General features: G+C 60.5%; 19 protein-coding genes. 9 read left to right on the forward strand and 10 right to left on the reverse strand.

The genetic code is table 11. The annotated features are described in order from the left end of the window. Positions 1-193: 193 nt before the first annotated feature. Genes ACFQXB_RS19755 through ACFQXB_RS19765 form a run of 3 tightly spaced genes read right to left on the reverse strand, consistent with a single transcriptional unit; the run spans position 194 to position 2491 of the window. On the reverse strand, positions 194-1600 hold the full coding sequence (locus ACFQXB_RS19755) for an exonuclease domain-containing protein (protein ID WP_377406938.1): 1407 nt from the start codon (positions 1598-1600) through the stop codon (positions 194-196). Between the two features lie 7 nt (positions 1601-1607). After that, complete coding sequence (locus ACFQXB_RS19760; RefSeq protein ID WP_377406939.1) at positions 1608-2129, reverse strand: ImmA/IrrE family metallo-endopeptidase; 522 nt, start codon at positions 2127-2129, stop codon at positions 1608-1610. Between the two features lie 2 nt (positions 2130-2131). Then, positions 2132-2491 carry a helix-turn-helix transcriptional regulator gene (locus ACFQXB_RS19765; protein ID WP_377406940.1) on the reverse strand — a complete coding sequence of 120 codons (360 nt, stop codon included), beginning with the start codon at positions 2489-2491 and terminating at the stop codon, positions 2132-2134. 177 nt (positions 2492-2668) lie between these two features. On the opposite strand from ACFQXB_RS19765, the gene ACFQXB_RS19770 reads away from it, so the two are divergent. The 5 genes from ACFQXB_RS19770 to ACFQXB_RS19790 all read left to right on the forward strand — a co-directional run bounded on the left by ACFQXB_RS19770 (position 2669) and on the right by ACFQXB_RS19790 (position 8667). Beyond that, a complete protein-coding gene (locus ACFQXB_RS19770) occupies positions 2669-2869 on the forward strand; it encodes a DUF2188 domain-containing protein (RefSeq protein ID WP_377406954.1) in 201 nt (66 codons plus the stop codon). A gap of 72 nt (positions 2870-2941) precedes the next feature. Next, positions 2942-4075, forward strand: a complete 1134-nt coding sequence (locus ACFQXB_RS19775; protein ID WP_377406941.1) for a hypothetical protein — start codon at positions 2942-2944, stop codon at positions 4073-4075. Positions 4076-4077: 2 nt separating this feature from the next. Beyond that, positions 4078-6351, forward strand: a complete 2274-nt coding sequence (locus tag ACFQXB_RS19780) for a ThiF family adenylyltransferase (RefSeq protein WP_377406942.1) — start codon at positions 4078-4080, stop codon at positions 6349-6351. Beyond that, positions 6348-7508 carry a patatin-like phospholipase family protein gene (locus ACFQXB_RS19785; protein WP_377406943.1) on the forward strand — a complete coding sequence of 387 codons (1161 nt, stop codon included), beginning with the start codon at positions 6348-6350 and terminating at the stop codon, positions 7506-7508. The genes ACFQXB_RS19780 and ACFQXB_RS19785 overlap by 4 nt, the downstream gene beginning before the upstream one ends. A gap of 115 nt (positions 7509-7623) precedes the next feature. Continuing rightward, a complete protein-coding gene (locus ACFQXB_RS19790; protein ID WP_377406944.1) occupies positions 7624-8667 on the forward strand; it encodes a hypothetical protein in 1044 nt (347 codons plus the stop codon). A 161-nt stretch (positions 8668-8828) separates the two neighbouring features. Here the strand turns inward: ACFQXB_RS19790 and ACFQXB_RS19795 are convergent, their stop codons facing one another. From ACFQXB_RS19795 to ACFQXB_RS19805, 3 genes are read right to left on the reverse strand one after another with little or no spacing between them, the layout of a single operon-like run. After that, positions 8829-10808 carry a type IV secretory system conjugative DNA transfer family protein gene (locus tag ACFQXB_RS19795; RefSeq protein WP_377406945.1) on the reverse strand — a complete coding sequence of 660 codons (1980 nt, stop codon included), beginning with the start codon at positions 10806-10808 and terminating at the stop codon, positions 8829-8831. Beyond that, on the reverse strand, positions 10801-13152 hold the full coding sequence (locus ACFQXB_RS19800) for a relaxase/mobilization nuclease domain-containing protein (protein ID WP_377406955.1): 2352 nt from the start codon (positions 13150-13152) through the stop codon (positions 10801-10803). The genes ACFQXB_RS19795 and ACFQXB_RS19800 overlap by 8 nt, the downstream gene beginning before the upstream one ends. Beyond that, positions 13139-13741: a helix-turn-helix domain-containing protein gene (locus tag ACFQXB_RS19805; protein WP_377406946.1), complete on the reverse strand. Its 603-nt coding sequence runs from the start codon at positions 13739-13741 to the stop codon at positions 13139-13141. Before ACFQXB_RS19805 ends, ACFQXB_RS19800 begins: the two co-directional genes overlap by 14 nt. Positions 13742-14141: 400 nt before the next feature. Between ACFQXB_RS19805 and ACFQXB_RS19810 the strand changes: the two genes are divergently transcribed. The 4 genes from ACFQXB_RS19810 to ACFQXB_RS19825 all read left to right on the forward strand — a co-directional run bounded on the left by ACFQXB_RS19810 (position 14142) and on the right by ACFQXB_RS19825 (position 17283). Next, the gene (locus ACFQXB_RS19810; RefSeq protein ID WP_377406947.1) at positions 14142-15023 is read left to right on the forward strand and encodes a ParA family protein; all 882 of its coding nucleotides are present in this window, start codon (positions 14142-14144) and stop codon (positions 15021-15023) included. Between the two features lie 247 nt (positions 15024-15270). Further along, the gene (locus ACFQXB_RS19815) at positions 15271-15681 is read left to right on the forward strand and encodes a hypothetical protein (RefSeq protein WP_377406948.1); all 411 of its coding nucleotides are present in this window, start codon (positions 15271-15273) and stop codon (positions 15679-15681) included. 156 nt (positions 15682-15837) lie between these two features. Beyond that, a complete protein-coding gene (locus ACFQXB_RS19820) occupies positions 15838-16008 on the forward strand; it encodes a hypothetical protein (protein ID WP_168172811.1) in 171 nt (56 codons plus the stop codon). A gap of 138 nt (positions 16009-16146) precedes the next feature. After that, positions 16147-17283, forward strand: coding sequence for a Fic family protein (locus ACFQXB_RS19825; RefSeq protein WP_377406949.1), 1137 nt, complete (start codon positions 16147-16149; stop codon positions 17281-17283). A gap of 43 nt (positions 17284-17326) precedes the next feature. Here the strand turns inward: ACFQXB_RS19825 and ACFQXB_RS19830 are convergent, their stop codons facing one another. The 4 genes from ACFQXB_RS19830 to ACFQXB_RS19845 are packed head-to-tail and all read right to left on the reverse strand — an operon-like array spanning position 17327 to position 23809. Beyond that, on the reverse strand, positions 17327-18046 hold the full coding sequence (locus ACFQXB_RS19830) for a hypothetical protein (RefSeq protein ID WP_377406950.1): 720 nt from the start codon (positions 18044-18046) through the stop codon (positions 17327-17329). Then, complete coding sequence (gene pglZ, locus ACFQXB_RS19835; protein WP_377406951.1) at positions 18036-20039, reverse strand: BREX-3 system phosphatase PglZ; 2004 nt, start codon at positions 20037-20039, stop codon at positions 18036-18038. Before pglZ ends, ACFQXB_RS19830 begins: the two co-directional genes overlap by 11 nt. Further along, positions 20036-22849, reverse strand: coding sequence for a DEAD/DEAH box helicase (locus ACFQXB_RS19840; RefSeq protein ID WP_377406952.1), 2814 nt, complete (start codon positions 22847-22849; stop codon positions 20036-20038). Before ACFQXB_RS19840 ends, pglZ begins: the two co-directional genes overlap by 4 nt. 3 nt (positions 22850-22852) lie before the next feature. Next, a complete protein-coding gene (locus ACFQXB_RS19845) occupies positions 22853-23809 on the reverse strand; it encodes a hypothetical protein (RefSeq protein WP_377406953.1) in 957 nt (318 codons plus the stop codon). Positions 23810-23911: the final 102 nt, after the last annotated feature.

Genomic DNA, 23911 nt, shown 5'->3' on the forward strand with positions numbered 1-23911 from the left:
CCCGCGTCGCAGATCACAAAATGCCCCATATTGACGAACTGATGCCCTGGAACTGGACACCTCAATAAGTCAACGCCAGTCAGACCGGACGGATACGATGCGAAGGGCGGAAAGCAGGCTGCGGGCGATGCGGCGTGGCTATCGCAGGCGGCTAGGAAAGCGGTCGTTCGAACGGGTCACGAAACCGCTAGCCTCAACGAACCTTTTGCGCGCTCAAGGCCGCAGCCCGTGCGCTACGATCCTGCAAATAGATACGGTATCGAGAGAGGATGCCGACGTGGTCTGCTCCTTCCTCAATAAGCTTTTCCGTTTCGGCTAGAGCAAGGCCGTATGTGAGACAGCCGGACCCGTCTCCCGCCAGTTGTTCTGCCAAGCGATGCTCGATCTCGGCCTTTATTGTCGCGGGAAGAACTTCGCGGGCGTCGGAATACATCAGGCGCAATCCAAACCAACGCAGGCGCTCGTCCTCCAATTCTTGCACAATAGTGAGGCGATTCGGCCATGAGGCTTGGTGAAAATCCCTCGTGCGCCTCTCGTCATCCGGCCCTGGAAAACCGTTGTAGATTCGTTGCTCGAGATGAGGCGACAGTGGATATGGCTCTCGGGAGGCGACATAAGCAGTGAGTAGCCGCGCACATAGATGTGCGTCCGCCTTTATACGCCGAGCTTGGTTCTCAATGTGATCGATCAACCCGCCATCCAACATGTGCTGTGGAGCATCGAAGAATGCGGTAAGCGTAGGCGATGCGTTGACCCTGAACTGGCGGATCGGACTGGGCTTCTGAGATATATAATCCTGCAGTTCGGTGTCGCTCATTGCAGCAAGCTGGCTGACATCTTGATTAAGGTGCAGACAAATCCGGCCGTTGGCTTGGTCTGGATCGACACCGATGCAGACGACCGGAGCGTGATAAGCCCGTCCGCCGAAGAACTCGGTTAGTATGAAACCATCTTCCGCTTCAACGAAATCCGCAACGGTCGCCTTGTTCGAAAAGCGAACAAACCGCTGCCACAGCTCCGGAGACCGCTGGTAAACCAGCCTGCACAGATCGACCGTAGCAAGTACATCAGACATGGCGTCATGCGCGTGGTTATGGGCGACACCATTCGCCAAAGCCAGATGATGCAGACGAAATGTCTGCTGCCCCTCTTCGCCGATTGGAACAATAAGCTGTTCGGGCGACACAGCATTAACTGCCATCAGCAGGTTAAGGGCGTCAGCTCGGCAGTTGCGATGATTGCTGGTCAGGTAGGCCGGATATAGGGATTGAAAGAGTGCATGCCGCAACATCTCTTCGTCGAATCGGATAGAGTTAAAGCCAACGAAGATGGCCGGGCTCCACGACATGAGGGTCCGGTGAATATCACTCACCATCGAGTAGTGCGACGGCAAGTTGGTGTCGGTCAGCCGTTCAATGGGGAGCTCGTTGACATGCATCGCCAAGGGATGAGGAAGCACATGCGGCTGCAGGCGCGAGCGCGTTTCGAAGCGCGCCACCTCGTTAAGATTTGCGTCGGTAAGAACTGCCGCGAAATGAATGATCTGATCAAACCCGCGCCTAAGCCCTGTCGTCTCGGTATCGAAAAAGACAAAGCTCACGGGCGTGTTACCAGCGGGTAAGCCGAAAGCGCATCGCAGCAGGGCTTACTCTGAACCGACGTGCTAAAGCTTCGATCGCAGCCTCGTCCTCAAGGTCTACTCCCTCTCCCTCTAGGACTGATGCCAAAAGATCTTCGGGGATCAGCAGTTCCGAAGCGAACGCATTTGCCTCGACTTCCATCGGCTCGGTTCCGAGAGCCGAAACATCATTCCGAAACAGAACACGGATGCCCTTATCTACATGGACGGCCTGACTGATCTCAGAAGCGTGCAGCACGTGATGGCCAAGCTCATGGGCTGCCGAGAACCGCTGCCGGTTGGGGTGGTGAAGCGCATTTACGCCAATGATACCTACGCCATCCTTGATGTAAGCCATGCCCGACAGGTCTTCATCAAGAGGCGCGTACTGGAGGGCGATCTTTCGTGACTTAATAATTCGCTCCACCGGGACTGGCGGCGTCGACACACCAAACTCCTGCAAAATCGAGCGTGCAAATTTTCGCGCCCGTTCGGTATCTGCGTCGGCCATGATCAGGACCTACCGCGTCGCGGCTGCAATGCGGACGAAATCAGGTCGGCGACTTGAGCTTCGGCGTCTTGTGAAAGCGTTTTCCTCGATAGCGCCTGATTTGAAAGCGTCATCTTCAGATCCTCCCCTAAAGTTTTCTGCGGCATCGACGGCAACAGTTCTGCCACTTTGGCGAAATCGAGCGCGGCGGCGAGCGCGTAAGCGTGATGCAGCAGAACGTTCTGCCGACCACTCTCTATGTTGGCGATCGAAGCGCGCGACATATTCACCTTACCCGCCAGGTCCGCCTGTGTGAGGCCAAGCGCCTTCCGGCGGGTCGAAACCGCGCTTCCAAAAGCCTTATAGAGAGCGTCGCCTGCCATGTGTGATGTTTGCGCCCTCTCCTTGGGAATGTCAACATCACAAACACTCTGTGCTTAATGTAAACGTGATAATGTGATTAACAGTTGACATGAGACGCTGGACTGGGAATCCATAATGATAGGGCGTGATGCCCGGAAGCAGTCGGAGGACCAACAGTGTCGAAGAGAATTCACGTGGTGCCCTACGGGGAGGGCTGGGCGACACGCCGCGAAGGCGCGTCACGAGTTGGATCGACCCACGATACGCAGGCAGATGCAAGGATGGCGGCGCGCGAAACCGCTGTTCGCGAACGCGGAGAGGTCATCATCCACCGTCCGGACGGCCGCATCCGGGACTCCAATTCTTACGGAAACGACCCTTTCCCGCCTAAGGGCTAACGGAGCAGAACCGCTTCCAGGGGCGGCTCTGCTCTGCCGTGCGGGGGTTCTCAATCACAAGGACTACAGAACATGACTGCAAAGCTGACGTTCCACCCGCTTGGCAATGCCGACTGCACCAGGATCGATTTTGCCGACGGCAAGAAGATGCTGGTCGACTATGCCGATATGAGGAATGAAGATGACCCCTTTGACAAGCGGATTGACCTCCCGGTTGAACTCAAGGCGGACCTGCGGGCCGCAAACAGAGACAACTATGACGTCGTCTGTTTTACACATCTGGACGACGACCACTGCTGTGGAGCAGGAGATTTCTTTTGGCTCGACCACGCCGCAAAATATCAGGGCGGTAGTCGCATCAAGATCAAGGAACTGTGGGTTCCAGCTGCCGCTATCCTTGAGGATGGCTGTGAAGACAGCGCTCGGATTGTCCGGCAGGAAGCACGGCATCGGCTGCGGCAGGGCTACGGCATCCGCGTCTTTTCCCGACCCAAAAAACTGGCCGACTGGCTCGCGAAGCAGGGGCTTTCGCTTGAGTCCCGGGCCCACCTGATCACCGATGCGGGCCAGTACGTTCCCGGCTTTTCCAAGTACGGGTCGGAGCAAGCCGAATTCTTCATCCACAGCCCCTTCGGCTGGCGTCAAAACGAGAACGGGATTGTTGATCGTAACCAAGACAGCGTCGTCTTCCAAGCAACGTTCCTTGAAGGCGGCCGCGAGACCTACGCGCTCTTTATGTCCGACATTCACGCAGACTCCATCGACCAGATTGTCTTGACAACAAAGCGTCACGGGCGTGAGAATCGCCTGCTGTGGGACATTTTCAAGGTCCCCCATCACTGCTCCTACACGGCGATCGGCTGGACCAAGGGCGAGGACGAAACCCAGCCCACCGAACATGTCGAGTGGCTTTGCGAGACGCAGGGGCGTGATCGCCATATCATGGTGTCTACCAGCAAGCCGATGCCCCTCGAGGGGACTTCCGAAGACGCCGATGTTCAGCCCCCTCATCGGCAGGCCGGCAACTATTACAAGGCAGTCGCGCGTCGCGCAGATGGCTCGTTCAAGGTTACGATGGAATCGCCATCGACGGCTAGGCCGAAGCCTCTCAGCATTGAGATTACGAGCCGCGGCGCGCAACTCCTGACTGTCTCGGCTGTGGCCGGCGCGGCCAGCATCATAGCTACGCCGGCGCGGGCGGGCTGAGGATGACAGCGGCTCTTCATCCTTGGTGGTCGTCGTTTGGGCAGCCGGTGACATCGGATGCGGTGATACCAGATGCTGCACGGGCGGTCATTGCTTACATCCTTTCTGGCAGTGCGCCGGCCGTCACTCTTGTCGGAACACGGCAAACCGATGATGGAGCAGTGGCCGCTCTTCACCTCGAAATTGAGGTTGAACGGCCTCAGGACCTAGCCGTTCCTGTCCTCAGCGTGGAACCTCTAGCCTTGGTCTGCGGAGCGACGGGAATGCAGCCGGCGGTTCTGGCTTTACGCCCTGACTTCCCCGAAACCATGCACCAGAACTGGACGCCGGACGAGATGCCGCGCGCCCTGTGTGTCGACGACCGGCCGTGGGCAGAAGCGCAACTTACGTTCACGCCGGCCGAATTTATGCGTCGCGTCCAGCTTTGGCTCGCGAAAGCCGCCCGCGGCGAGCTTCACGACCCAGCACAACCTTTGGAGCCCCTCTTCTTCCACAACCCCGCAAAGATCATTCTCCCGACGGGTGCTCTGATGCAGACCAATGAGCCAGCCGAATTGGTCGGACATATGCGTACCGAGCATGCGACGATCATTGTCACCGAAATCGTAAAGCACGGCAGCAACAAGAATGATCCCATGTTCGTGGTTATCCCTATGCGCGCAGCCCCCCAAGGCATGCGACGGCTGCAACACGCGCCGCAGACACTCGATGTGCTCGCGCAGCAGTTGCTTGCGTGCGGCATTGATCTTGCCGCAGAACTTCGTAAGCGCGTGATAGAATGGGCTGGCGTAGATTCCGCCGCCGTCCGACGTCTTCAGGCACGTATTGCGCTTGTCATCGCTTTTCCGGTTACTGGTCATGATGGTCGGCAAGCAGATGACCTGCGCGCATTCATCACTCATGATACCGTCGGAGATCTCGGTATCGCGCTCGGCGCCCTTGCACGAAACGAGAGCAACGTGGGCTCTGGCAGCGGCTATGTTCGGCTGGTCGGTATGGCCACGGGCGCGATCGTCCCCACCCTCTCTATCGAGCCGGCCGACGTCCATCTGGATTTCGATCGGGCAGCAGGCGCGACGATCAGCGGACAGACCCAGCCCGACACCCGCCGCTGCGTACTAATCGGCGCAGGGTCGCTGGGGTCGCAGCTGGCCATCAACCTGGCACGTGAGGGCCGGTTTCAGTGGACGATAGTCGACGACGATCACCTGATGCCGCACAACCTTGCTCGTCACGCCCTGTACCCCATAGATGTTGGTCGCCCCAAGGTCGTCGGATTAGCCCATCGCATCCATGCCCTGCTTGACGACCCCGTCACCTTTTTGGAAGCAAACTTTCTGAACCCACCAATTGAACTCGCGGCGAAGCTGGACGAAGCGATAGCCAAGGCGGATGTAATTATCGACGCCTCTGCTTCCGTCGCCGTTTCACGTCGGCTCGCCGATTTGCCGCGTCCTGGGGCGCGTCGCCTGTCAGTTTTTTTTAACCCCGCTGGGACAGCGGTGATCCTTCTGGTGGAAGGGCGCGATAGCGCGATCACCTTGCATGATCTCGAAGCGCAATACCACTCGCTGATCCAGGCCAACCCTGCGCTGGCGCATCACTTGCAGACGGAAAGCGGCGTGCGCTACAGCGGCTCCTGCCGCGCCGCAACCAACCGTATTCCCGCCAGCAGGGCGGCGCAGATGAGCGCTATTGCGTCTCAAGCCATTGTGGATGCGCTCTCCGGCGATGACCCAGTTGTGCGCGTCTGGACCCTCGCCGACGATCACAGCGTCAGCCTAGCGGAAGCGCCGGCACTGCCGGTCCAGAAAATCGCGCTCGGCAGTTGGACTGTAACCTATGACGAGGGCCTTGCCGGTCAGATGGCGGCACTGCGCACAGAGCGCCTGCCGCACGAAACTGGCGGCGTGCTGCTTGGTATCACCGACACATGCCGTCGCTCCGTGCACATCGTCACGGCTCTACCGGCGCCGCGGGACAGCTCCGGCAGTGTCACCGCCTTTGAGCGCGGCGTGTTCGGCCTTGCCGCCGCCGTTAAGGAAGCAACGGAGCGCTCTCTGCATCAGCTCCGCTACGTGGGCGAATGGCATTCCCATCCAAGGGGCTCATCGACCCGCCCCAGCTCGACAGATATCCAACAATTGTGCTGGCTTACGGATGAGCTAGAGAGCGAGGGTGTTCCCGCTCTGATGGCGATTGCTGGTGACTACGGTCAGCTCAGCGTGATGCTTGCGGGCAGAGGTCGCCTGACGACCAATGGAAATGCCGTATGAACGATCTTACAGTAGCGCAGGACATTCAGAGCCTGTTCGCGGCCCATTCCTCGGAAGTCGATTTCCTGCAGGCCCGCAAGCTCGATGACACCATTGGTCTTTGCCTTTCGGGCGGGGGCTACCGCGCGATGATCTATCACACGGGCGCACTCATTCGCCTCAACGAGCTCGGTTTCCTACCACGCCTGGGCGAGGTTGCCAGCGTCTCCGGCGGCTCTATCACCGCCGGTTTACTGGCGCTGCGCTGGCCAGACCTGCGCTTTGACGAGAACAACCGCGCGGTCAATTTCGATGACGTCTTCGTTTTGCCCTTGCTGCGTTTTTCGGGCAAGGGCATCGACATCAAGGCCGCGCTCTACGGCCTCCTGCCGGGCTGCACCGCCGCCGACAGCCTTGTTCGCGCCTATGACCGATATCTCTTCCACGGGGCATGCTTGCAGGACATCACCGATTTCCCGCGCTTCACCTTTATGGCTACGAATCTGCAAACCGGCAGCGGCTGGCGCTTCGGAAAGAGCTATGCCGCCGATTACCGCGTAGGAATGATCAGCAGACCGGTGATTTCGCTGGCGCGCGTTGTCGCGGCATCATCGGCCTTCCCGCCGATCCTGTCGCCGGTGCACATCGACCTGTCGGGCGAGTCCGTCCAGCCCACGGCCGGAGCCGACCTGCACCGGGAGCCGTTCACCATGACAGCTGTTCTTGCCGACGGCGGCATCTATGACAATCTCGGCCTTGAACGAGTCTGGAAGCGATGCCGGACCATCTTCGTGAGCAATGCGGGCCGCACGATCCCGGAAGTCGGCCGCCCTAGCGGGCGTTGGATAGGCCAGATGTTCCGTACCCTCAGTCTGATTCAGCAGCAGGCCGAGCACTCCCGAAGGCGAATTCTGTTCGGCATGGCCAATGGGGGGCAACGCCAGGTGGCGTACTGGAGTATCGATGCGGCATCAGCCCAATATGCAGTGCCGGACGCTCTGCCGCTCACTACTGAGGAGGCTATGGCTGCCGCTTCTCTGCGGACCCGCCTGAACCCGTTCTCGCCTGACGAACAGCGCCTGCTTCTCAGGGCCGGTTACTGCGGCGCCGACGCTTCTCTGCGCGCCCGTGGCCTCGCGCGGAACCTTCCGCCAGCCAGTTTCGACTTCCTATCGTGAAATATCCGATCGCGTCCTCCGGTTCTGATGTTGCGTCACCGCGGGGCAGCTCCGAGACATTTGCGGATCGAGGAAAAGGTGACACCAAATTTTTGAGCAACGGCAGGAAAGCAGTATGTCCGAACAGCCCCAGACAACCACGCCATCGAGTCTCTCGGCGTCAGCCAGAAATTACGCCCGAGAAGAGGACGCTCGTGTGATCGGTTCTAATGTCTTAGGGCTTATCAAGATTTTCGGTCAACACATGGATCTCGAAACTCTGGACGGCGTGACTTTGGCCTATGACTACTCCCAAGCCCTAGAAGAACTAGACCGTGGTGTGCAAACCAACTCTGTCCTGATGGCCAGCAAAGACTGGGGTGTCGGTGTAGCCATGACGCCAGCCGTCCTGCGAGAGGGTGTTCTGAAATCGCATATCCTGTTCAATGCGGCGTTCTTAGAAGGACTTCTCGACGAACCCCAGAGCAAAGCGTGCCAAGAGGCCGTTCACATCATTGCGCATGAGTGTGCGCATGTCGAAATTAATGCCGTCAAGGATCGTCAATTTCCGAACAAGATCCTACGCTACCGACCCGAGACTTGGTTTGAGGGGCTTCGCTTAGAAGTAATAGAGGCATCGTGGGACGAATATGCCGCCTGCCGAATTTCGGCCGGCTTCGGAGCAGCGCCGTCGGAAAACTATCAAGGCGTTTTTCTGAAAATTCTTGCTGAGGCCGGACATAATGTGCGCGAAGCCATTCTGAAGTGTCGCCATGACGCAGATTACGACGCTCTTCTGATCGAAGCTCAGCGCAATATCGGAAGCCTAATGAAATACGCCTCGTACGTGCTGGGCACTGCCGATGGTCTAGAGCAGGAAACCGAAACAGACTCACCAGAGATATCCGCCGCACTCAAGGAACATTGGTTTGCCCCATTCTTCGTGCGTCTCCGAGATTCCCACAGGGCACTCTGGGAACGCTACGGCCAGTGGGAAAGCCTGAAAGAGTTCGAAACGATCGCCGACATCTGGTTTGATATGCTCGTCGATCGTGGTATCGACGTCACCCCCCAAGTTGACGGTGCGATTTATGTGAGTATCCCGTTCCGTGCGGATACCAGCTCATACCAAGCCATTGTGTGGGGATTGCGACAGGCGACCAAGGGACTTGGAGGTTAGTATCTGCCAAAAAACACAGGCCGCGAAGACCCAAGAGAATCCTAGTACGCCAAGGGCCTTAAGTGCCCGGCGTTGCACCTCGTATTTCTCGTGCGTCGGATCTTCGCTTGGGAACGCCTCAACATAGCCAAAATCGCCCGTGAACAGTGTGTACGGGCCGATCAAGTATACTCGGCGATGATGGCCCGCGTCGTCTGAACTGCCTTCGCTAGTTCTGTCCCATCGGCCTTGCCGAGGCCCAACTTAGCCAGATCGATCGACAACTGACCGGTCACGCCAACATCAACTTCGGCGCGGGCAGCGCGCCCTCGTGCGCGACGCGAAAGCGCAGCGCTTGAAGCTGTCGTCTCCGTTGTAGGGATTTCATCGGTAACCGCCGACGCATTTCCAGACCCCTGCGCCCCTGCAGCAGCCCTCACCTCCCGCAGCTCCTGCTTCAGCTTCTCTACCGTCTCACGGGTCTCGGTCATCTGCCGATCCCGCCGAAGCCGATCCTCATCCGGATACGGGAAGCTCCCCGCCTGACTGGCATGCAGCGCCTTCAGCGCAGGGTCTTCGAAATACTTGATCCTCCGCGCCCGGATCGGCATCTGCGCGTCGATCACAAGGATCACCTCGTCGAGATCCATGCGGCGGGCTTGGTCCTCGGTCAGGAGCGGCGTGTCCTCTGTCCGCTCGGAGACGCTGCGTCCCTCGAACGGGTTGCGCCCGACAGCACGCGACCTGGTCACCACGCGCTTGGTGGTCTTGCCCACGGCCTGGCTCAGCTCCTCGATGGTCTTCTGCTCGGACGGGGTGAGGTAGAGCTTCACGCCAGCACCGCCCTGCAGCGACCTGCGGGTGTTTTCGCCATAGATCTCGTCCAGCGCCGGAATGGTCTGGGTGACGATGGCGAGGTTGCCGCCGAAAGAGCGCAAGGTCTTGATGCTCTCAGCCACGATAGGCATTTTCCCGAGCCGGTCGAACTCGTCGAGCATGATCATCACCGGCCACGGCTCGTCGTCGCCCGGCTCCTGCGCCTGCAGGGAGGCGATCAGGTCCGAGAAAAACAGCCGGATCAATGGGGCCAGCGGGCGGATCATCTCGGACTCGACCACGAGGTAGATCGCGTGGGGCCGCCGTCGGATATCCCGGAAGGAGAAGTCCGAGGTCGCGGTGGCCGCGTCGATGGCGCGGTTGTCCCAGGTGTCGAGACCCGAGGTCATCAGGAGCGACAGGTACGAGGTCAGGGTGTCGTTGTTGGTCGAGGCCATGCGCTCGAAGATCAGCTTGGCCGAGGTGTTCTTCACCTCCTGTGCGCGCTTGAGGTATTCCTTCTGCTTGTCACCGCCCGAGGCGGTGATGCGGTAGATCTCGCCGATGGTCGGCACAGCGCGTTCGAAGGCCAGAAGGCCGGCCGCCACGAAGAGATCGATGCCGCCAGCCAGAAGCCCGCTCAGCTTTTCGTTGTCGGTCTGCAGGAAGAGCTTGGCGGTGAGTTTCAGCTCCATCTGCTGCCGGTCGGGGTTGGTCATGGCGGCGATACGCGCGAGCGGATTGTAGCGGTGGGTCGGCCGATCCCAGTCGGTCGGCGCAAATCGGAACACCTTGTCACCCATGCTGGCGCGGAAACGAGACGTCTCGCGGAAGTTCTCGCCCTTCACGTCGAGCACCACAGCCGAGCCTTTGTAGGTGAGCAGGTTCGGGATCACGAAGCCCACGCCCTTGCCCCGACCCGTGGGCGCCACGATCAGCGCATGCGGGAAAGTCTTCGAGACAAGGAAGGAGCGCTTCGATTTCGGAGAGCCAAGCTTGCCGAGAAGGAAGCCGCCGCCCGGCTTGGCAAGAAAGCCGTTGCGCTTCATGTCGCCCCGGGTCTGCCAATGCGTCGTGCCGAAGCGCGTCAGGGCATCTCCGAGAAGCGTCACGCTCAGCATCAGGGCGGCGATCCCAAAGCCTGCGAGGATCAGGTTCACCCAAAGGAAGTCCCGCGGCGCGCTGACACCGAGGGCTCGGTACTCGCGCGCAAGCAGGGTGACGTCGAAGGCGTTCGTCGACAGGCCATAGCGGATGGTCAGGTAGCCTGTTGCCACGACATAGCCGATGGCGAGGCCAATCAGTGTCAGGCTCAGGATCCCGCCCGCAATCTTGCCCTTATCCATGGGTGATCCCCTTCTCGCCATACGTCGCTGCGTGACGCGCCCGCTGCGCCTCGATCTGTTCCTCAGCCAGGGCATCCAGCACCCGCTCCATGGCTGGGCCATGGGCCATCACCTCGCTGCTTTCCAGATAGGCTTTGGCGAGTTCCAACTGCCGTAATGGGTGCTCGGTGAACTTCTCCAGCACATCGGCGTGGCCCGCGCGCAGGGCCGTCACCGAGTTCGGCGTGAGGTTGCGGTCGATCTGGGCGACGAGGCGCTGCCCATCCGCATCGGTGAAAGGTTCCACGTCCTCGGCCTCTGCCCGCTGCAGGAAGGTCAACACATCAGGGGCTGTCTCAGCCATGAAGCGCCGTTCGGCGTAGTCCTGCCGCGCTTGATCCTCGATCTCAAAGCTTCGCTCGCTGATATAGGCGCGCGAGGCCCCCATGGCGCGCAGCTGGTTGATTTCCTCCTGCACGGCCGTCCCGAACTCCTCGTCCGGCATTTCAGCGCGGTAGCGCGCGAGTGTGCGGTCGTCTTCCGTGATCGGACCAAGATTCTGCATTGGATCGCGCAGGGCCAGATCCATGTCGCCGGCGTGGAGCGTGCGGTCTTTCTCCTCGACAGCGAACTCCTGTGGCTTGCGGCTGTCTGTAATCTTGTCCCAGGCCATCGAGGCCAATTCGGCGTGATCGGGTGACCGCTGCGCGAAGGCGGTGAAGGCGGCGCGGGCTTCCTCCACCTCAACGGCACCGGCCCGGCGCACGCTTGGGTCGTCCGAGAAGGGATGGTCGAAATCCGTCCGGCGGAACTGCGCAACAAGCTCCTGGAAATCCCGGCGCTCGGATGGGGCGAAGATGTCGGGCTCGCCTATCGCGCGCGGACGCTCCGGCAGCGTCACGCGTTCCGCCAAGGCAACCGTGTCACCGTCGGTCTCATCCACCTCATCGACGGCCCGAAGGATGCGCGCCTCGGTAAGGGTGTCGCCCAGGCGGACATGTACAGCTTCCAGCCGGTCGAGCGCTTCCTCGCGGTCCGCGCCCTTCTCCAGATCGAGATCGCCGGCCTTGGCGATGGCGCGCAGATCCTGCGCAAGCCATTGCCGTTCGAGCGCGGCATTGCCGGCCCCTTCGCGCATGCGGGCGGCTACAGCTTCGGGATCAATGCCCGTACCTTGCAGCGCCTCGCTGAGGCGCGCTTTCACCGCGTCGTCGTCGAGACGCCCCATCTGGCCCTCGCGCATGTTGGCCCGCGCATAGACCCCATCCCGGGATGGTGCGTCGAGAAGTGCAGCCGAACGATCCCCGAGCGGGTTCAGATGCGCGACCGAGGCCAGCACATCGGTGAGCTTGCGCTCGATCTCCGGCCTCTCGGCCGCCGGCGCCCGGTCGATCGCCGCTTCGATCTGACGGATGTTCTGAGAAAACTCGGTGATCAGCGTGTCGAACGCTGGCTCAATTTGGGACATGTAGATGGCTCCGTCAGATTGGATCTGACCGCCCCTGGCAAGGATGGTGCTGGCCCGCTCGAGCGCCTCGGCCACGTCATCGAAGTTCGACCGGGACGCCTCGGCAGCCAGACCCCGATAGGTCAGCGCGTTGCGCGCTACCGTCTGCAGGGCCGCGGCGAGATCAGCCCCGGTGCGCTGGCGCTCGACGGGCGGTCGGCCTTCGTCACGGGCTTTGTAGACCTCGTCGATCTCGGGGCGGTAGGTCGTGACCCCCCGGTCAAGACGCCGTGTCGCCTCGAGCCGGATCCCGTGGACCTGCGCCGCCTCGACCATCGCCGCCCGAAAGGCGTCGTAGTTGAAGTGGTGATCCTTCCCGAGAAAGAACATTTCGCCATCCTTGCTGCGGCGGTTCAGAACGATATGCACATGTGGATGCGCGCGATCTTGGTGTATTGCAGCAATATAGTCGAATTGCGACCCCTCACCTTGAAAGAACCGCTCGCACACAGCTTCGGTGATCGCGCGCACCTCGTCGCCGCTGGTGCCGACGGGAAAGGCCATCAGCAGATGGGAGGTATGACCAAGCTTCGGGCTGTGCCGCTCGCCCCACTGGTTCTCGAAGCGCCGCACGACCCGATCTATCTCGGCCTCGGTCAGGGTCTTCTTGCCGTCATGCGTGCCGCGGCTGTCGAGGATATGGCTCGACTTGGAGGTGAGGTAGGTCAGCTGGGCCTTCAGCTGCGCACCGGTGTGGCACCCGCCTTTTGAGATCGGCTTGAAGATGGCCGGCGAGTAGCCTCGCGCGGCGCGGACCATCTGCGCCTTCTTGGCCAGCCCCTGCCAACTGCCGGAGACCCGGCTCCAATCACGATCGAAGAGGGCGGGGCTGACGCCGCGCGCCTCACTCCGCGCCATGCTCGGCCACCTGCTCCGTGTCCTGCCGCGCCAGATCGGCGAGCGCTCGGGTGACCTCGATATCCAGTGTCCGGCGGCGCGCACGGAACATCTCCTGGATCTGGTCGGCCATGTCGAAGACCAGCACGGCGAGATCGCGGATTTCAGCATGGCTGGCGGGGGTATAGGGCAGACGCTCCCCTTTGAGCTTTGCCTCGTTCAGGCGGCGCGCGACCTGGTTCACGTTGTTCCCGACCCGGTTCAGCGCCGCGCTCATCCCTTTCAGTTCATCCGCCATGCCGTGATCCGGGCGCAGGAGATCGTCGGCCGCCAGCATCAGGCAGCGCATGGCGTCTGACCGGTGGGCAATGCCGCGCCGCGCGAGAGCCGCATCGAAGCCGCGAAGGTCACGGTCGGTAACCCGCAGGGTCAGCACACGGGTGCGGCTGTCGTTGGCCGAGACGGTGGAACGGCCCCGGCTCAGCACGTTGTAGACGGTCTTGGGCGAGACCTTCAGTGCTGCACTGATCGCACTGACCGACACACCTTTCGCCCGTTCCCGGACGATCTGACGGCGCTCCTGATCGGTCAGTCTGCGACTGCTGCCCATGTGAAGTATACGTTCCTATTTCTTGCCAACTTCGTACAAGCCCGCCTTCTCCCAACACAAGCGGAGAAGGCACCAAGGGCTTGTACTCAATGTAGAAAATCGGCCCGGCAGGCCGATTTGACGTCCTTTGGCAAATGCAGCGCGCAAGGCGCTCAATGCAACGCGTCCTGCGTTGCCTGCACCGCGCATCGCGTCCTTTGGACGGCGTTTTGCGCGCCCTGCAGCACGTCCTCTGGCGAGCGCCCGATGGTATGTGCCGCCTGCATCGCGCGTGGTGCCGGATGGTTCACGTCCAATGCAGAATGCGTCGCGTTTCCTGCGACGCGGAAAATGGCGCCCGTCGCATGTCCCGCGTCATCTGGGCACTGCATCGCGCAGAGGGGTTGACGTCGGGTGTCCCATGCAGCGTGCCTTCCGTCCCATGCAGGACGCACCATGCGCCCCGCATTCCGCCTGCGGGAACCTGCATCCCGTCTTCTGCTTGACGCCGTCGCGCTCGAAGGTTAGCGACACAGAAACATCTTTGTTGCGTTTCACTATTCTTGCGAGAGGTCCGCCCCCAATGCCGAACGACAATCTCGTGGTGATCGCTGCGATGGCCCGAAAAGGGGGGAGTGGCAAAACCACGCTCTCGCGCGCTCTGATCAGCGCCGCCGTTGCCGCCGGGCGTCGCGTCCTTTTGATCGATACCGACAGCACGGGTGTACTCGGCACCTGGCACAAGCGGGCTGAAGCGGCGGGGCTGGGATCGCCCCTGCTGCGCTCGGCAACCGTCGAGAGCGTGGGAGCAGTGGATCGCCGGATCGAGCAGGTCTATGCGGCGGACTCGGCGGATTTCATCTTCATCGATACCGCGGGCGTCGGGGCCGAGTGGTCGGACGGGATCGCCGTTCTCGCCGATCACATCGTGACACCGGTGATGCTCTCGACCTCGGATCTCGATGTCGGCGCGCAGACCGCCGACTGGTTCGAAAAGCTCCGCGCCCGCGTCGATGACCCCGACAGCCTGCCCCGCCACCACGTGGTCCTGAACATGGTCGACCCCAAGACCACCCGTGCCGATGCTGCCCTCATCGAGGCGGCTATCGCACGGTTTCCGGTGGTCGAGACCGTGATGATGCGGCGGAACGTCTACAAGGAGATGGACGAGAAGGGCCTCCTGCACGCTGTGGCGTTGCAAAAACAGGCCGATCCGAACCCCCTCATGCGCCCCCATGTGCGCCATGTGGTCGAGGCTCTCGAAGAGGCGACCGACATCCTCAACAACATCCTGGCCGCGTGAGGGCAGGGCGGTGAGGAAGAAGATCCCGACGATCACGCGGCCCGACCCCGCCTATGCTGCATCCCTGCGGCCAGAGGTGGGAGAAGACCCGGGAAGGGAAGAGGTTCGGCGAGCTGAGACGATGCCAGAGGCTGCAAACGTCGAGCCTGTGGTCTTGGACGGTCACTCTGGTTTGCCACCAAGGATGCAGCCTGCGCCCACTCCTCAGTCCAGACCGGAGACGGCCGGGCGTCCAGCATCCGGGGCCATGGTATCTCCCACCCGCCCGCGCCGCAGTCCGACGACGCGCAAGATCGACATCCGGGTGAACGCGCTGGAACGGCAGGAGGAAGCCCTGATCGACTGCGGCGTCGATCCGGCCCATGTCATCCGCGCCGCCCTGCGCCGTGCAGTGAAGAACTGGGAGCTCGGGCCCGACTTCATCCCTCCCGCCGAGGAGCGGCGCACGCGGATCACCGAATGGCGCGCACGCACCTCGCTGGCAGTCGATGCAGGCGCCGTGACCGCCCTCCTGCGCGCCCACGACCCGCTGGACGTGCTGAGCAAGTGGACCCTGATCCGCGGGCAGTTGGAGTCCCGTGTCTGGGCCGAAATCGACGCCATCCTGGACGAAATCGCCGAGCTTGCTGCGGTGCCGCATGACGGTGAGGTCTCGTAACATACTTGTCTAAAAGGACATCTTGAATTCCACCGATCACATTTTCCCCGAAGGCACGTCTTCGCCTTGCAGTTGCAGAAACCAATCTTTAACACCCCATTCAGAACGAGCGGCCTCCTTTTCCCTGGTGCAGAGGTCCGAGTAGAGGAGAGCGTCATGTCCCCTGAAACCCGCCTCACAGGCGAACCGATCATGCGCATCCTCTGCAAGAAAACCGACACGCTGGTGGGCTACCTCTACCAATGGAACAACGGCGACTTGCAGCCCGCCTGGCTGGACACCGCCAAGGCTGAAGTGCGCTACGAACCCATCTCGGCCGCGGCCTGATACCCGCACAAATGCAGCGTTATGTGTGGGTCAGCGCCTGTACGCCCCAGCTCGAGCCCTAGACGTGATGCATAGAGCGCGCTTCCATAAATCATGTTTCTTCACTAGTGTGAGTTATAGAAAGGGATTTTATAGCTCATGCGCTGGAACTGGACGCACGCAGACTGGCCGAACTTCCGCTTTGACAGCGCCGCTGTCGAGCCTTTCGAACGGCAGTTCCTGCTGTCATCCGGCGAGATCCTTGGTGCCGTCCGCCATGTGACCGCCGACGAACGCGACAGGTTACGCGTCGAACTTCTGAGTGAAGAGGCGATGCGGACCAGCGCCATTGAAGGCGAGGTGCTGGACAGGGCCAGCGTGCAATCCTCCCTGCGCCGTCAGTTCGGTCTGAGCTCTGACGACGCGCCATCTAAGCCCAGGGAACAGGGCGTCGCGGAGATGATGGTCGACGTCTACTCGACCTACGCCGAACCTCTGACCCACGACACCCTCGGCCGCTGGCACGGGATGCTCCTGGCACATGACCGCGGCATCGAGACCATCGGAGCCTACCGGCGGCATGCCGACGCGATGCAGATCGTCTCCGGTCGCATCGACCGGCCGACGGTGCATTTCGAAGCGCCGCCCTCCGCGCAGGTCCAAGGCGAGATGGACGTGTTCGTCGACTGGTTCAACAGAACGGCACCAGACGGTCCAACGCCCCTGCCGGCCCTAACCCGTGCGGCGCTTGGGCATCTCTGGTTCGAAAGCATCCACCCCTTCGAGGACGGCAATGGTCGCCTCGGCCGCGCCCTGGCGGAAAAGTCCCTCGCCCAGAACATCGGCCAGCCGAGCCTGATCGCGCTGTCCTACACGATCGAACGCGACCGGAAGGCCTACTACGATCAGCTCGAGACCCACCAGAAAACGCTGGACGTCACCGGCTGGCTGACCTGGTTCGCCGAGATCGTTCTGAAGGCGCAGCAGGTGACGCTAACGCGGGTCGCCTTCTTCATCGCCAAGGCGAAGTTCTACGACCAATTCCGTGGTCGACTGAACGAGCGACAAGCTAAGGTGATCGAGCGCATGTTCCGCGAGGGGCCTGACGGGTTCAAAGGTGGCCTCAGCGCCGAGAACTACATTGCCATCACCGGCACGTCACGCGCCACCACGACCCGCGATCTGCAGGACCTAGTGGAGATGGGCGCGCTCAACCGCACCGGCGAGCGTCGGCATACGCGGTATTGGCTGGCACTCTCCCAACCTGAACGCCGCGTGGTTCCCCCAGATCGGTAAGGTCGGCAAGGAAATCCCACCAAACGGCTGAAAAGGCGTCAGACTAGCGGGCCTTCAAACCAACAATGCGGGTGCCTGCGCTGTCCGCCCGTACATCAAATGCTTCGGACAACGAGAGCATATAGCCAAGATTATCTCCGAAGGAGAAGGGAAACATCGTTGGCTGACCGGAAAGCCCGTCGAGAGTGAGCGGGCGGCCTACATGCATCAGCAGCGCTTCAGACATCCATTGGACTGTTTCAGGGCTTTGCAGAGTCATTGGTGGCTTCCGGGTCAGCGTCTTGCCATTTTCACTCTTCCCAAGGAGCGACCAGTCAACCTGCGACTGAAGGACCATATTTGTCATGCGGCGAGTGCCTTCTCGCTCGCCATAAATCTCGGCCATCCTCCTGTGGACTTCCGCCGTGGTGCAATCGCCTTGAAGGGACGTCAGCCGACCCACGATTTCGGCAACCTTCGCGAAAAAGGGATAGACCGCCAACGCCATGCCCCAGGTGAGAGCGGCGACCTGCGGATCGGTTACCTTGCGAAAAATGCCGACGCCCCTATCGGCCAAGTCTGATAGCTCTTCGCGCGGCTCGAGCCAGAGACGGTTCAGTACCGTTCTCGTCTTCTTCTTTGCCTCTAGTCCAGCGTGAGACACCGTAAGGATTTGGTCGAGTTCGCCTATATCAGCAGCATCCGAGCGAACCCGTAACGCGGCTTCCGCCCAGTCGAGGCGGATAAAGCGGTCAAAACCAATCTGAGGAGCTTTAGGCTGCATCTTCTTCTTTCCTAATCCCGATCTTCACGAAGGGCACAATCAGCTCCTCTACCGACATCCCTCCATGAGCGACAACCTGTTGGCCGATGGGCACGAAGGCCCCGCGCCCGCTCGCATAGAGCGGAAGAAAATCGGGCGGCAGACCAGGCCCTCCGAAGGCAAAAGCGTCGATATCTACCGGAACAGACCCTGCCAACGTCTCGTTGCGGTAGGTCCGAACCCTCTCCCCTTTCACTTCACTGATCACGCCTTGATTGAGCCGACCGATGCCATCGGCATCTACGTTCCCATGGTCCGCAGTCAGGTAAACTTGGAAACCCCGGCTGATCAGAAGGTTCAGCAGCTTCTCGACTAAGCCGGTTTCGCACCACTCCCGAATCTGGCCCGACAGCCCACGTTTTCCAAGCATGGCACCATGGACCAGCTCGTCGATCATGTCGACGACGATACCAGCAACCTTGATCGATGGGCTGGAAATAGCGGCATCAAGGTCGGACAACTGTTCGGTTCGCTTGATGGCCTTGCGATAACAGACTTCCGCAGCGCGCAGCCCATTTTCCATCCAGAAACGGTTCCAAAGGGAAGGCTCCTGACCGGTTGTTTCGATCGACGCCTGAAACTCACGAGGTCTCAACCCTGAGAACAGCGCCTGTCGTGAGACGGAAGTGAGGCTTGGAAGCCATGCAAAGCAACCGCTCTCTTCAGTCGTCAGGTCCGGTGCGCGCGCGCTAAGATACTCTCGAATTTGCACCCACTGATCAAGTGCCATCCCGTCAAACACCAGAAGAGCGATCTTTTCTTCGCCTGCGTTCCTGCGCATCGACAGGTATCTCGGGATGTGGTGCACCATGACGGGCGCCTTTGCGACAGGCAAAGATGGCAGATCCTGAAACCGCTGCTGCACCCATTCTCGCAGTCGCGTGTCCGCCTCGAGTTGCAGCGCACGCATCGCGGGCCGAAGGGCTGCCGCATCTTCGCTCGGCAGTTCATGGAAACGATAGATGGTCTCAGCCAACCGCTTTGCGGCGTCGGTCCAGTCCCGGTGCGTCGCCTCTGATGCGGGGAGCTTCGCAGCAACCGACCTAATGCCGCCCTCAACCAGATCGCGCAGGCTGGTTGGGCTTTGGATAGCACCCAACCTAATCCAATCGGGCAATGTTGCCGGCACAGTTCGCGCGTTTACTGGCTGCAGCGCACCTTCAAGGAAGAGGGTATCAACGATGACGCGAATGTCTGCATGATCAAATGGGATGTCGACAACCGTGGTTGCTTGAGACCCTGGCTCGAGATCTGCATGCTCGACCTCGACACCCCGCTCTTCCAGAAAACGGCCCCATGCCGCTTGTACCGTGCGGGCCATAGCGCTCTTCGAAGATAGTAGACCCTCGACGGGCAAAGACCCCAAGACCGAGTCCGTCAAGATCTTGGCGACATACTGAGCAAGGACGGGGGGCAACACGACGCCGCGATAAAGCAACCCAAATGCTTCGCGCCAGAAGGTTTCCGGCTTGCGCATGAGGTGAGGATTCACCTCGAATAGATGCGTCAGAAGGAATTCCTTCGTCATACTCTCGCCGAGAACCTGAGAAGCATGACTGTTGTGGGCGGCGAAGAGCCTTTCGAGGTCGGTGCTATCGATCTGCCGGATGACGCTGGCATTCAGCTTCGGCATCAGATCGGCAAGACTCAGATCAACCCTTCGTGCATGCCGAAGATAGTCCCACGGTAGAAAGTTCAGATCCGCTCCTTGGAATTGCAGAACGAGCGCCTTGCTGGCCCCTTCGGCACCCCGGTCCCAAGCATCACGGTAGCGTTCTTCGTACTCAACCCGAAATGCGATCGAGTCCTCAAACGGGAGCACCTCAAAGCCACGCTCTCGCAAGACCCGGAGGATGTTCTCATCCAGCAGGAGGTTGTCGGGATCGCTTGCGATCCAGAACGATGAGAGGTCCTCGGGAAAGGCCTGAAGTATCCGTTCCGTCCAGGGGGTCATTTGCTTGCGTCCGCCTGCTTACCGACGCGCAAGACGAGAACGCAGTGCAGATCCGGAACGAAGGCTTCAGCAACGTCCAAGCGTGCCAGTCGCGCATCATGCTCTGCCTGTAACCGCTTCTTGCGATAGTCGCGCACCGTCGCAAGTCCGACCCGACCGATCGCCTGCCGCCGTGCCTCATATGCGTAGTTTGCACGGTCCCGCTCTTCCTGTAGCCGGGTCATGTGTTCGTCGACCAGCTCGGAGAACACCCTCTCACCCTGGACGACCGCTGCGTCCTTCGACGTTCCAAATAGCTCTGCGCTGATTGAAGAAGTCGCGCTGCCAATGGTTTCTACGCGCTCGGTGAGCAGCAGATCCCAAATTCGCTTCGCGGTCGGCTGAAACGCCCGGCCTTCGTTACTGATAAAGACCGGCAGGAAGCGACGGCGGCTAAAGTCATCTGCCGACAACATGATTTCCCAGAGTGACCAGACACCATTGACGGTCTCAGGAAGCCCTGAGATCCGGACGCAGGGCATGTTCTGCCCCGCGACACAGCGAGGCAAATCTGCAATCAAGGCGCGAGCTCTGGGATCTTCGAGTGTGAGCCACTCCAGGTCGGGGCGCCCCTCTGCGGTCCTGGCGTCGAAACAGACCGAGCTTGTCTCACCGTCACCGGACCAGCGGACGCGCCATGCATCAGCTTCTCTTGTGGCTTGGCCACCACGACTTGGCAGCCCTGACGTGATGGCTCTCTCGAGCCAAAACTGGGCAGGATGGTCGCGCCATTTGCGAGCTTCCGCCGCATCAAGCTCATGTCCACCGGATAGAAGCTGACTGCTCTGGTTGTGCTCGGCAATGGCCGTCCTCAGTTGGGACACGACCGTCTCGCAGTCGGCTTCGATTGCATCAGGGTTCTGCAGGCCATTGACGAAAAGTTCGTCGAATAGCGGCTCTGCCTCGACCGAGTCCATGACGTCGGCCGCCTTGTCGACACCGAACTCTTCAGCGATGACGGCCAGCTTCGTCTCGAGAACCTCGCGAACACGATACTCAACCGTGTCTTCGAGCACGAAGTTGATGGCGCGCACTACAAACGGCTGTCCGATCCGGTCAACACGGCCGATCCGCTGCTCAACCCGCATGGGGTTCCACGGCATGTCGAAGTTCACGATCACATGGCAGAACTGCAGGTTAAGGCCTTCGCCCCCGGCATCCGTGGAAATCAGGATGCGGGCGTCCTGCGAGAACGATTTCTGGGTACGCGACCGCGCCTCGAGATCCATGCTGCCGTTCAAGGTCACAACCGAGAAGCCGCGGCTTTCCAAGAAATCGGCGAGCATTGCCTGTGTGGGCACAAACTCAGTGAACACGAGGACCTTGAGGTCGGGATCGTTCTCTTCCTGCTGGATCTTGTAGATCAGTTCGAGCAAGGCCTCCGCCTTGGCGTCGGTTCCCTGTGCCTCGGTCTCGCGCGCAAGGAACAACAGGGCTTCGACATCCTTGCGTTCGTCAGCAAGCGCTTCAAACGCAACCGCCAGGTTTATCTGATCCTCACCCGAGAGCTCATGCCAGTCCTCTGCACGCTCGGCGGGGAAAAGCTTCAGCTGTGCATGATCGTCTTCCAGCGCGAGCAATCGCTTTTCCAGCGTTGTGCGGATCGCCGCTGTGCTCGAGGTCACGAGGCGCTGCATGAGGATCATCAGGAAGCCGATGTGGCGTTGCTTCGCCGCCATGGCTTGGTTGTAACCATGACGGACGTACTCAGTGACGGCTTCGTAAAGCCCCTGCTGCGCTGCGTGCCGATCCTGCCAGGCGACGGGCTGCAAACGGGTCATGCGCGGCTTGAAGAGGGGTTTCCCCTCCGCATCGATAGCTGCCCGCTTCTCCGTCCTGACCACAAATGGGCGCACCCGGTCAGCGGCAATGCTCGACACCTCCGGAAACGTGTCCCGATCAAGCAGCTGCATCAGACGGTGGAACTGGTCTGTCTTGCCTTGATGGGGCGTTGCAGACAGAAGGAGCAAATAGGGTGCCGCCTCGGCCAGAGCTGCACCGAGCTTGTACCGCGCGACCTGATCCGTGCTGCCGCCCATCCGGTGGGCTTCGTCGATGATCACCAGATCCCACGAGGCGGAGATCAGGTCTTCGAACCGCTCCCGGTTGTAGGTCTGAAGCTGCTCGACGCTCCAGCCGCGTCGGCCTTCCATGGGCTTCACGGAATCCAGCGAACAGATCACCTGATCATGCACGCGCCAGAGGTTCTCCTCGTCGTTCCGCCACTGCCGAAAGGCGGACAGCTCTGCCGGTTCAACGAAAGTGAACTGCTCCCCGAAATGCAGACGCATCTCGGCCTGCCACTGTCGAACCAGCCCCTTGGGCGCGACAACTAGGATCCTCCGAGCCATGCCGCGCAGCTTCAGCTCACGCAGGATCAAGCCGGCCTCGATCGTCTTCCCGAGGCCGACTTCATCTGCGAGCAGATAGCGGATCCTGTCGCGGCTCATGGCGCGGTTGAGCGCATAGAGCTGATGCGGAAGTGGCACCACGCTGGACTGGATCGGCGCCAACAGCAGGTTGTCTTCGAGCGCGTCCAGCAGTTTTGCCGAGGCTGCCGTGTGTAGGATCTGGTCGACGGATGGCTGAACAGCGTCGAGCGGACCTAGGTCGTGTGCACGCGCCCGGACGACGGCATCCTTGCCGGGCAGCCAGACGCGATAGGCGGTCTCGCCCCAGACCGTCTCGCGGTCCACAACGCGGCAGGGTGCAGCATGCCGCGCATGCCAGCACCATTCACCCACGCCAAAGCTGACACCGCCATCCGCCACCGATTAGCCCCCTGTCCGGGTAAGGGCGCTGTCGTACCAGAAGAGCAGCTTTTCATCTTCCTGCAGGGCGTCCTCGGGCACCTTGTTGGCGATGGAGACGATGGTCTGGTAGTCCTTGCTCGCCCAAGCCGCCTTGAAGCCTGCACGCAAGACCTCCAGGCGGAACTCCTTGAGCTTGCGGCCGGAGGCGTTGCGGTACTCCTCGAACTCTTTCAACAGCGCCTTCTCGCGTTTCTTCTCCAGGTCCTGCGCCTTGTTCGGGTCGGGCACGAACCAGCGATCCTTGGCCTTGGCCTTCAGCCGCGGGTCGGACTTCTCGAGGTTCCGCAGGTCATGAAAGTTCGAGGACAGGTAGGTATGGATCTGGCTGGGCACGTCGGCTGACCCATCGTAGCGCAGGAAGTTGTCCTCCAGCAGCGCCGAAAGCTCGGGCCGAGTTTCGTGCTTTTTCCAGCCAGCACCCAACTGAGTCATGAACTCAGGCTGTAGATCTTGGTAAGTTGAAGGACGTTTCTTGAGAAAGTCCGCCAACCAATCAATCGCGCTACGCTCATCTACAACGAACATTTCCATCTGAGGTGCTTGCGCAACTTGGGCACGCCGTCTTTCATACTCCGCAACTTGTTCGGGAAGAAAAATCATCCCATCTCGCTCAGGGAACAAGAAGCGCAGCCTTTCTTGGAACTCCGCACTCGACAGGGGCACCTGCGCATCATGCCGGATAAACCACGCCACCATCCTATCGAAGATAATCCGCGGATCGCGTTCATTGATAAATTCCAACTCTCCAGCGCGAACTTTGACAACTGGAAGATATCCAAGATGGGTTCTTACAAAATCCCAGACCGATTCTTCTTTGTTAAGATTCTTGGTGAACCTTTCCTCAAGTCCGCCATTTGGCTTGTACGCAGAGATTACAAGATCTTGCTTAACAGCAGTCACCCCAACGATTGCATTCACGCCACTGAACCGCGCCGGGTTTGCCGGAGGCTGGTTGATTTTAGTTACGCGGCCATGGCTTCAGTTTCCAGAGCGGCGTAGAAGTTTGCCTCGGCTTCGGCT

Origin of the sequence: Halodurantibacterium daqingense (genome assembly GCF_042666235.1) — a bacterium.
In the GTDB taxonomy this organism is placed as follows: Bacteria; Pseudomonadota; Alphaproteobacteria; order Rhodobacterales; family Rhodobacteraceae; genus Halodurantibacterium; species Halodurantibacterium daqingensis.

Coding starts and splice junctions, on each gene's coding strand:
- ACFQXB_RS19760 (WP_377406939.1), bottom strand. CDS start 2,129: ATGGCCGACGCAGATACCGAACGGGCGCGAAAATTTGCACGCTCGATT.
- ACFQXB_RS19765 (WP_377406940.1), bottom strand. CDS start 2,491: ATGGCAGGCGACGCTCTCTATAAGGCTTTTGGAAGCGCGGTTTCGACC.
- ACFQXB_RS19775 (WP_377406941.1), top strand. CDS start 2,942: ATGACTGCAAAGCTGACGTTCCACCCGCTTGGCAATGCCGACTGCACC.
- ACFQXB_RS19780 (WP_377406942.1), top strand. CDS start 4,078: ATGACAGCGGCTCTTCATCCTTGGTGGTCGTCGTTTGGGCAGCCGGTG.
- ACFQXB_RS19785 (WP_377406943.1), top strand. CDS start 6,348: ATGAACGATCTTACAGTAGCGCAGGACATTCAGAGCCTGTTCGCGGCC.
- ACFQXB_RS19790 (WP_377406944.1), top strand. CDS start 7,624: ATGTCCGAACAGCCCCAGACAACCACGCCATCGAGTCTCTCGGCGTCA.
- ACFQXB_RS19795 (WP_377406945.1), bottom strand. CDS start 10,808: ATGGATAAGGGCAAGATTGCGGGCGGGATCCTGAGCCTGACACTGATT.
- ACFQXB_RS19800 (WP_377406955.1), bottom strand. CDS start 13,152: ATGGCGCGGAGTGAGGCGCGCGGCGTCAGCCCCGCCCTCTTCGATCGT.
- ACFQXB_RS19805 (WP_377406946.1), bottom strand. CDS start 13,741: ATGGGCAGCAGTCGCAGACTGACCGATCAGGAGCGCCGTCAGATCGTC.
- ACFQXB_RS19810 (WP_377406947.1), top strand. CDS start 14,142: ATGCAGCGTGCCTTCCGTCCCATGCAGGACGCACCATGCGCCCCGCAT.
- ACFQXB_RS19815 (WP_377406948.1), top strand. CDS start 15,271: ATGGTATCTCCCACCCGCCCGCGCCGCAGTCCGACGACGCGCAAGATC.
- ACFQXB_RS19820 (WP_168172811.1), top strand. CDS start 15,838: ATGTCCCCTGAAACCCGCCTCACAGGCGAACCGATCATGCGCATCCTC.
- ACFQXB_RS19825 (WP_377406949.1), top strand. CDS start 16,147: ATGCGCTGGAACTGGACGCACGCAGACTGGCCGAACTTCCGCTTTGAC.
- ACFQXB_RS19830 (WP_377406950.1), bottom strand. CDS start 18,046: ATGCAGCCTAAAGCTCCTCAGATTGGTTTTGACCGCTTTATCCGCCTC.
- pglZ (WP_377406951.1), bottom strand. CDS start 20,039: ATGACCCCCTGGACGGAACGGATACTTCAGGCCTTTCCCGAGGACCTC.